Origin of the sequence: Clostridium moutaii (genome assembly GCF_041205085.1) — a bacterium.
In the GTDB taxonomy this organism is placed as follows: Bacteria; Bacillota; Clostridia; order Clostridiales; family Clostridiaceae; genus Clostridium_B; species Clostridium_B moutaii.
In genome coordinates this window covers 1-8966 of the sequence record NZ_JBGEWD010000035.1, presented here as the reverse complement: position 1 = coordinate 8966, position 8966 = coordinate 1, and the positions used below count along the sequence as shown (strand labels likewise).

Sequence of the window (8966 nt, the reverse complement as noted above, 5' to 3'; positions counted from 1 at the left end):
GTGCTTCTCTTTGTAAGATGTACAATGCTGGAATTGCTGTTCCTCAGGGCTTTGCCATTTTGTCTACAGCCTTTGAAAATAACCGACTGAAAGCAGAAGCCCATTCAGACATTAAAAAATGTCTTGAAAAGCTTCCTGGCATTACTTTTGCGGTTCGATCATCTGCTCTTTCGGAAGACAGTGCGAAGACATCATTTGCAGGTGAATTTGAATCTGTTCTGGATGTGGCAAAGAATGATGTGTTTTCTGCAATAGAAGCAGTTGCTGATTCAGCAGAATCAAAACGCGTCAACGAATACAGTAAGGCTCATGGTATTAATAGTGGTCACAAAATTGCGGTTGTAGTTCAAATCATGATAAATGCAAAGATGGCAGGGGTACTTTTTTCTGCCGATCCCATTACCGGCAGCCATGTAAATATGGTAGGGAACTTTGTTTTTGGTGCAGGTGAGCAGCTTGTATCAGGGGAGAAAAATGCTTATCCCTTTACCATGTCAAGGCTAGGAGGAAAATACCAAGGTGATAAATCCTTCGCACCATATGTAAAAGCCATGTACAAAGCCGCATTGAGGGCGGAAGGGATTTTCGGCTGTAAGCTGGATATTGAATGGGTTGTTGAAAGTGAAAGGCTTTATATTGTTCAAGCACGCCCCATAACTACTCTTCAAACAATTGATTATGATACTTATGAAATCAATCAAAGCCTTGATACTGATGCACTNGGTGCTTCTCTTTGTAAGATGTACAATGCTGGAATTGCTGTTCCTCGGAGAAAAATGCTTATCCTTTTACTTGGAGCAGTAATAATGTAGGGGAGGCTGTACCTGATGTAATGAGTCCATTTACATGGAGTCTGCTGCATGAGATGGATTTGGAGTGTCAAAAGGTACCTGGATATTTAATGTTCGGCAATATTTGCGGCAGAACATATTCAAATATCAGTATTATGCTTTCTTCTTTAAAAGTGCTTGGATACAGTGTTCCAAAGGCAAAGGAACTTATCAGCGATATATTTGGATATATCCCTGATAACATAGAAGTACCTATCTATCCATTTAGGACCTCTCAATTAATCAAGGAGATGTTTCAGAGGGCCAAAAAAAGCTTAAAACGTAGGAAGGATTCCAAAAAACAAAAGGATTATTATTTAGAATACACCCCTGTGTGGTATGTGAAGACACTTGAAAGTATAGAAGGTGCAAACACTAAGGAGGATTTATTAAAACTGTGGGCATCTGATGTAAGACCGTTTTTATCAGCTTTATGGAATATATGGTTTGGTGGTGCAGGGAGTGCAACATTAGCAACACTTAGAAAAAAGCTGGCTAAGATGGCGGGGGAGGAATTGGCGAATTTGCTGTGTTCTAATTTCAGCAGTGAACAAACCCTTGCAAGCATGAAGCCGCTGCTGGCAATAGAACAAGTGATTGATGGAAGCTTAACCCGCAAAAAGTATTTGGAACTTTATGGTCATAGAAGTCCTCACGAGTTTGAGGTTTATTATGAATACCCTGCAGATGACCCAGCATTTATTAACGATCAAATTAAAGAATACAAAAATGCTAATCTGAAACCAACTGAGCTATTAAAAAGACAGCAAAGTGAATTTATGAAGGGTAAAAGACTTTTTATACAAAAATTCCCTGCAAAACAAAAATGGATGGAGAAAAAGCTTGAAATAATTTCTAAGGATGCAAATACCCGGGAGTCCCTGAGAAATGAGTTTGTAAAGGTTTTTAGAGTAATGCGACATTTATTGCTTAAAATCGGCTCTGTGACAGGGATCGGTGATGATATATTTATGATGTATTGCTTTGAAGTCCCAAAATTTTTGCAGGGTGACATTGAAATGCTGGATAAACTCTCTAAAAGGCGTAAGAATTTTGAAGAATATCAAAAAATGCCTTTTTTCCCACAGTTAATTAGAGGCAGGTTTAATCCCAAGGAATGGATTAACTCTAAGGATAAACGGCAGGACTACTACGACCCAAATGCTCAAGCGCCGCCAATCGACAAAAACGCCATCAAAGGTTTTGCTGGTGCTCCAGGTACAATAGAAGGAAAAGTGCATATTTTGCACAGCTTTGATGAGGCAAAAGATTTTCAAAAGGGAGAAATACTTGTAACTACTGTTACAAACATTGGCTGGACACCATTGTTTCCAAAAGCTGCTGCTATTATTACAGATCTTGGTGCACCCTTATCTCATGCTGCAATTGTGGCACGTGAGTTAGGTATTCCTGCAGTTGTAGGATGTGGAATTGCAACAACCAAACTAAAAACAGGCGATTCGGTTATTGTGAACGGCAGTATTGGTGTTGTTACAAAAAAAAGTTAAATTCAGATTGTACTCAGCTGATGTATGAGTATCCCATTCTTGAAGATCCATTTCCTGCCCCTCTATTTTAGGTACAAGATAACTTAAGGGCAAACCACAAGATTTTGACACCTTAAAGCTAAATTCATTCCTATCCAATATTTCTCGGTCTGAATATCCTCTTGCTTGGAGTTTTTTAATTTTTTCTATTTAGCTATTTAAGTATTCTTCAGCATTCCAACCAGAAATCATTTTTTCTCTTCTCTAATATTAATTTATAACCTTGTATCTAAAAACAGAAGACAAAGTAGCTCAAAATGAATAACAAATTACAAATGGGAATTTGTAGCCCTTAACCAATCCTATTAAAAATTACTATCTGTTCTTTAAGAGAAATCTTCCCAACTTGATACCCATATTGAGTTAGTTCCTTTTTGTATTTCAAAAAAGAATGATCTATCTCAATTCCCGCGATATCATGTATTTCAGGAAAAAATAGCTTCATTGATGAACTGCCATTCTTTTGAACATATTCCCATAAAGCATTATATTTACTCATAACATCTCGCTCCTTACAAATTTAAAATTTATTCTCCCAGTTCTTTTTTTAAATCTGCTATATAAAGTAATTGCTGTTTTTTCAGATACAAACCTACAAACAAATTCATTATAGGATTATTTACTGATACTTTTTCTGTAAATTTAATCTTCGTACCATTATTACTAACAGGACTAAAAATCCCAATCCAATGACCGTTCATATTTTATTGGTCATATTAAATTCATATCGCTCATAAGGCTTTTTTAAAGTAATATTAAATTTAGTAGGAAAATTATCTTTTGTATATTCTGTAAAAGAGTTCCCATCTACTGAAACATCAATTTTACTTAAATCGCTCCGCCACTCATATTTATTGTTATTTGTAACTACTTCCCATACTTTTTTAATATGTGCTTTAAATATCGCTGTAATGGTTGATTTCTTCATAGTACACATTCTCCCTCATAAATTTACTATTTATATTTATGCCAATTATAAAAATCTTTTAGGTCTACTTTACGTTCCTGTGGTAACGCTGTTTTCTTAACACCATGAATTGCACCTTCCAATGCTAACAATCTATGAATACACGCGGAAGCATCAATTTCTTGTATTTTCAGCCACGTCTGTTCTGCACCAATATCTTTTAATTCATTATAAGTAAATATGCCTACTTCATTCAACTGCCTTTCAATTTCTTTTCCAATATTAGGCAGTTTTGATAATTCTCCCATAATAAAACTTCCTTTCAAATTTACTATTTATATTACTCAAACTTAAATTGGAAATTTGTCTGCTTCGTGTTATACTATACTTGTTAAAAACAGGTATTCTATTGTTATTTTTTTTGCTTATGGATTATTTCCTCACATTGTTTCAAGAGTTCAATCTTTTTTTCTGTAGGTAGTTCGTCAAAGTCAGGAACACTCGAGCCTATTACCTTAATCGGTCCGTTACTTGTAATAATATAACCTGGGTCGCCTTCAATCTCAATCAATTTAAATTCGCTACCGCATTTTTTGCAATAAATATTTGTTAAGTCGTGGGGAGGTTTCCAATGCTTAGTTGTTCCACACATACAAGTCAAATCAATCGTTTCTTGTGAACCAACAAGTCCTTGCTTTATGAAAAAATAATATTGATTATTTTTTGTCTTTAAGTCCGCAGTTATTTTTGAAATGATTTGGTCAATTGAACTCTCAAATATCTTAAATGTATCTTGCTTAAATGATTTCTTTAGGGAATCCTGAACAGAGGGAAGATAAACTCTTACAAAAAATTTTGTTGCTGTTTCTAATATTTCATATTTAAGTTCGCTAAAATTTTCTGTACTTGGAAGATATGGACCAATATCATCTCTGAATATTACTTCTGAAGTATTTGATCCTGTAAAAAAAGTTGAAACATATCCAATATGCGTGAACTCTGAGGAAAAACTAAATAAGTTTTTAATTTCTTTTTTGAAATCAGTATCAGCCGTTAATCTTAGATTATTAAACAGAAAATCAACTTTTTCTCCAAAGCTCTTTTGGTCACACTTTGTAATAGATGATACGTGTCCTCTAACCCGCTGATTATATGCAAGATTTTCAAACTCTGCCAAAGAATTTTGAATATCCAAATTGAAAAGTGCTTGTCGAATAGAGTTTGTTGCATACTTATTAAAGCTGTTTAAAGAAGTCAAAACCTGAAAATTTGTTTCTTTTGGGTCTAAAAGCGTAAGTTGATATGCATCTGAAATTAAGCTATCAATAAACTGTCGTGCTGACGTTACTAAATTATTAAAATCGAGGAAATCCTTCTTTAACGTTCCTACTGTTTCAACAGTTATTCCAATTCTGTCGTCTGGCTGAGTATAAGAAACAAATTTTTCTATTATATTTATATTATTGAGTAAAATTCGTGGAATAATTGTCCTAAAATAGAAACATTTCTTGGAACTATCTTTAAATTCAGAAGAAACAAAATCATTATTTTTAAATGCCGTATCTATTTGGACCTGTATTTTCATCAAAAAATTTGCGCCCCCCAATAGAAGATCATTTACATACTTTATGTTGTTGCAAAGAACTTCATAATTATTCAAAGCTGCTGTAGATTTTCTTTCGGACAAATTTTCTGCAATACTTTTCAAAATGTCTAGTTCGTTCATAATACCTCCTCAAAAAAAAATTTGATAATATAAATAATCTTTGATTCAAAACTGCTCGATAAATTACTATTTATATTACTCAGCCTAAATTGGAAATTTGCAAAGTAAATTTATATAGCCGTTCTTTTAACGAATATTTTTACTAATTACTAAACAATTTTAATTTTACAAACTAACAGCATTGTTTTCACTTATTATTTTCTTATAATCTTTTCCCCATTCACACATGGCACTTAAGATGGGCTGCATACTTTTCCCAATATTAGTGAGGCTATATTCCACTCTTGGTGGGGATTCTGGATAAACTTCTCTATAAATTATTCCGTCTGTTTCCAATTCTCTTAATTGCATTGTCAATGTTTTTTGAGTAATATTAACTAATGTTCTTTGTAATTCATTAAATCTAATAGTTCCTCTTGACAAATGCCAAAGAATTGCTAATTGTTCCCATCAAATAAACTCGTTCAAAACTCTCCCCCTCTAAGCCCTTGATTTTCCTACCTCCCATTTTCTGCCTCTGAAAAAAGTCGTTCAAAAATCACCCCTTCTCTCTCCCTTTTTATTCCTTTTTTAAGGCAAAAAATAAAAAGAAAGTCGTGCAAAAATAGGTAATAGGAATTAGGCGTTAGAGGGCAGGTTAGGGTCAAGGTTTTAGGAATTAGGGGCAATCTTTTACTCAATCTTTTTATCAATCATTCCTCTTAATGCGTTGAGTTTCAAGCCTTCGGCTCAATCTTATCTTCAATCTTTCCCCTTAATCCTTATTCCTTAATCCTAATTATTTTCCTGCCTTTTGTGCAAATGAAAAGAGAGAGAACCAGGCTTTTCTCCCGATTTTCTCTCTATTTTTTGAACAACTTTTTTTATATTTGAACAGATTTCTTTTCATTTGAACGAGTTTGTTTTTAGTGGACACAGTAGCAGGATTAAGGTTTTAGGTACTAAGGTTAGCTTTTAACCCCAATAACCAAGAATAGTAACATATCATACTGAATTAATTAAATCAATATTTGATTATTATTTTAATGCATTAAGCATTTCTTCTTTTATATTCTTCATATATAAATTAGACTGTTTCTGAAGCCTACTCCTAAACATATAATAAACAATATCTGGTACTGGTATAGAATCCTTTCTATTCTCATATATTTTAAACTGAATCTCATTACAAATGTTTTCCATGAATTTAACATTATAATTTTTACCATTGTTTCTAATCTCATTATAGCTTTTTCCTACTTTACGTTGAATAAATCTACACTTTTTTATGTTATCACAGTTATCTAATATTAATAATACTATTTCCAATAAAATAGGAACAGCAAAAATCACATTTAACATATCATTTGTTTTATAAAAAATAGCTAAAATAGAAATAGACCCTAATGCAATAATAACAAAATTTAACAACATTCGATATGATTCTCTTTGTTTTCTTTCCCAAGTTATATTTTCATCCTGTGTCATTATTATTGCGATATCTAATGGTAATCCAGAAAAATCATTATACCAATTATTTATAGATATTTTATTCTCTTTTTTAATCATATCTTCAAATAATTTTTTTTCTTTTTCATCTTCTGTTATATCTATTGCCTCTTGAAATAGTATATCTTTATTATCCAATAAATTCTCTAATTCAGTTAAACCAAACATTCTTCTATCGCAATACTCATGATATTCTACTGCTCTTAAATGAATATTAGATTTTACTCTTTTAAAAATTTCACTTGCTACAAGCCATATTATAGGAATAATTGAAATTAGCCTCATATTTTTTAAAGACGGAATTAAACCTATTAAATATGTTACAACCCCTATAATTATTATAAAATTTCTATACTTCTTTTCTTCTGAATATAACTTTCTGCTTACAAATCTGTATCTTAAATATTCCTTTTTATTTTGCTCTTTGTTTATATCATTATTCATTTTTTAATAGAGCCTCCACATCATCACTAAAGGTAGATGACTCTTCATCTAACATTTCAAACTTTGATTTAATTCTCTTTAATTTATCTAATGTAGCATCCTTATTTATGTCTCCAAGTAAATTAATATTATTATCTCTCATGTCTGGTATTTTACCATTATCAACTAATTCGATAATATGATTTAAAGCTCCTATAAAATCATATTTAAAATCATCATAAAATACATTACTACTTTCGTAATCAACTAATGCTGATTCTACTGCATATGACCCTATAGTTACATAATAACTGCTTTTAAATAAATATTTAAACAATCTTATTGTATTTTTGAATTGAGTGTAATTTGCACTAATATCACCTAATATCTTTTTATCAATTCTTGGATTTGTTTCAATCCACCCACAATCGATATCGCCTTTAGGAATAATATAGAATATTCCTTCTGAATCAGTTGTATTTACTTTTTGAAATATGCAACCTGGTACAAAATCTATATGTAAATCTTTGCTTTTAATGTACGCTGTTACAGCCTGTCCGTCTTTTTCCGATGGTTCGCAACCATACGGCTCTAATACTTCATCTATTATATCTTTCAGCCATGTTAATAGCTTTCTTGAACTTACGTAAGTTGTTCCATCCTTATAGTATTTTTCAAAATATAATGGATTAGGATTTGTATTACCAATGCCATCTCCTTTCTTTGTTTCTTCTTTTAGAAACATACCATTTGTTGTGTCTACAATTAGAAGAATATCAAATTCATCTACATCTGAAACTTTTGTACCTTTAAAATAGCTACCAAACTGAATATATTTACTCCCATTTTCGCTATATAATTGAGGACAGTCTGTCTTTTCTGCTATCTTGTCTACTATTTTAGTAATTAACCATTCTCTACTTGAAACTGCATTACTTATATCCTTTTGACTTAACGCTAAATTGTTATTAATAAACTTATTAAACTCTGTATTTATACTCATAAATATCTCCTCTAATCTATCTTTATTAATTTTAAATAATATTTTTAATGTAAATTTTTTCTTGCCTAAATTTATAATCAAAGCTTTTCAATATCTTACTATATATTATTATTGATAATTAAATTTCTTCAACTAATATTGGTATGTTATACTCAACCCTCTCCCCATACTCTTCGCATATGATACTAACTTTTACATCAAAGCTTCCTACCTCTAATGGTATGATTTTATATTTTTCATCAAAAGATATTTGACGGGTGTGCAGAAGACTATTTATCCTAACAGTAATAATGTTATCCTCTACCCATGAATGCTGATTGCTATTTACCAACGGAATGTTAATTGGCTTAAATACATTCATGTCAAAATTATTATAATTTAATAAACTACTCATTGCTAATGATGTAGGCATGTACCTTTTAGCGTATTCCCTTTCAGCTTTTTTTATTGGATTAATTGGCATATCTAACTCTTTTGGTTCAGTTAGGTTTTCTATTTCATTTAATTTCATAGCCTTTATTGATTTAGGAAATTCGATATCTATATAAATGTTATTAGCCTTTATACTGCCATCATTAGAAACTTTAATGCCAATGTCCTTTCCTGAATTTTTTATTCTCAAATATTCAATCTTTTCTTGAACATATCTATCTGTTTGCTCCTCCGATGGTAATGATTTATTATAATTATCTATTTCATCTTCTGTAACATATTTTATTAATTCTTGTGGTACATCATCATAAGTTAATAACCTAAATTCATGTTTAACGTTATTGTATTTATTTGGATATTCTAATCTAAGTTCTTCTCCATTATTTATTTCTAAATTAATAGCAGGTTTTTTCGTTTCCAATTTGCTTTTTAAACTCTCATTCTCTTCTCTCAATTTTCTATTTTCTTTGTTTAATTGCATTAGTTCATTAGATATTTGTGTAAAATCTATATTATCTGCTCTTATCCATCCAGGTCTCGGTTTACTGTTAAATTGCTTGTAAAGTGATGTTAGTATAAAAGAGTAGACACAAAAAAATAGATTTACTAA

Annotated in this window: 10 protein-coding genes and 1 pseudogene; 2 read left to right on the top strand and 9 right to left on the bottom strand. The window is 31.3% G+C overall.

The annotated features are described in order from the left end of the window. Nucleotides 1–17: 17 nt before the first annotated feature. A complete protein-coding gene (locus AB8U03_RS17800) occupies nt 18–812 on the top strand; it encodes a PEP/pyruvate-binding domain-containing protein (RefSeq protein WP_455423802.1) in 795 nt (264 codons plus the stop codon). Nucleotides 813–832: 20 nt separating this feature from the next. Further along, nucleotides 833–2338, top strand: coding sequence for a PEP-utilizing enzyme (locus AB8U03_RS17795; RefSeq protein ID WP_369705889.1), 1506 nt, complete (start codon nt 833–835; stop codon nt 2336–2338). A gap of 331 nt (nt 2339–2669) precedes the next feature. On the opposite strand, the gene AB8U03_RS17790 is transcribed toward AB8U03_RS17795, so the two are convergent. The 9 genes and pseudogenes from AB8U03_RS17790 to AB8U03_RS17750 form a co-directional block, all read right to left on the bottom strand. Then, entirely contained in the window at nt 2670–2876 is a 207-nt protein-coding gene (locus AB8U03_RS17790) for a hypothetical protein (RefSeq protein ID WP_369705888.1), read from the bottom strand. A gap of 28 nt (nt 2877–2904) precedes the next feature. Then, the gene (locus AB8U03_RS17785) at nt 2905–3078 is read right to left on the bottom strand and encodes a hypothetical protein (RefSeq protein WP_369705887.1); all 174 of its coding nucleotides are present in this window, start codon (nt 3076–3078) and stop codon (nt 2905–2907) included. Continuing rightward, the gene (locus AB8U03_RS17780; RefSeq protein ID WP_369705886.1) at nt 3075–3305 is read right to left on the bottom strand and encodes a hypothetical protein; all 231 of its coding nucleotides are present in this window, start codon (nt 3303–3305) and stop codon (nt 3075–3077) included. The genes AB8U03_RS17785 and AB8U03_RS17780 overlap by 4 nt, the downstream gene beginning before the upstream one ends. Before the next feature lie 26 nt (nt 3306–3331). Next, nucleotides 3332–3592: a TfoX/Sxy family protein gene (locus AB8U03_RS17775; protein WP_369705885.1), complete on the bottom strand. Its 261-nt coding sequence runs from the start codon at nt 3590–3592 to the stop codon at nt 3332–3334. 104 nt (nt 3593–3696) lie between these two features. After that, the gene (locus tag AB8U03_RS17770; RefSeq protein WP_369705884.1) at nt 3697–5010 is read right to left on the bottom strand and encodes a hypothetical protein; all 1314 of its coding nucleotides are present in this window, start codon (nt 5008–5010) and stop codon (nt 3697–3699) included. 165 nt (nt 5011–5175) lie between these two features. Further along, nucleotides 5176–5454: pseudogene (locus AB8U03_RS17765) on the bottom strand (winged helix-turn-helix transcriptional regulator); the annotation flags it as partial. A 573-nt stretch (nt 5455–6027) separates the two neighbouring features. Continuing rightward, nucleotides 6028–6942 carry an S-4TM family putative pore-forming effector gene (locus AB8U03_RS17760; protein ID WP_369705883.1) on the bottom strand — a complete coding sequence of 305 codons (915 nt, stop codon included), beginning with the start codon at nt 6940–6942 and terminating at the stop codon, nt 6028–6030. Beyond that, a complete protein-coding gene (locus AB8U03_RS17755; protein ID WP_369705882.1) occupies nt 6935–7924 on the bottom strand; it encodes a hypothetical protein in 990 nt (329 codons plus the stop codon). The genes AB8U03_RS17760 and AB8U03_RS17755 overlap by 8 nt, the downstream gene beginning before the upstream one ends. A gap of 118 nt (nt 7925–8042) precedes the next feature. Next, a partial coding sequence (locus AB8U03_RS17750) for a hypothetical protein (RefSeq protein ID WP_369705881.1) occupies nt 8043–8966 on the bottom strand: 924 nt, incomplete at its 5' end.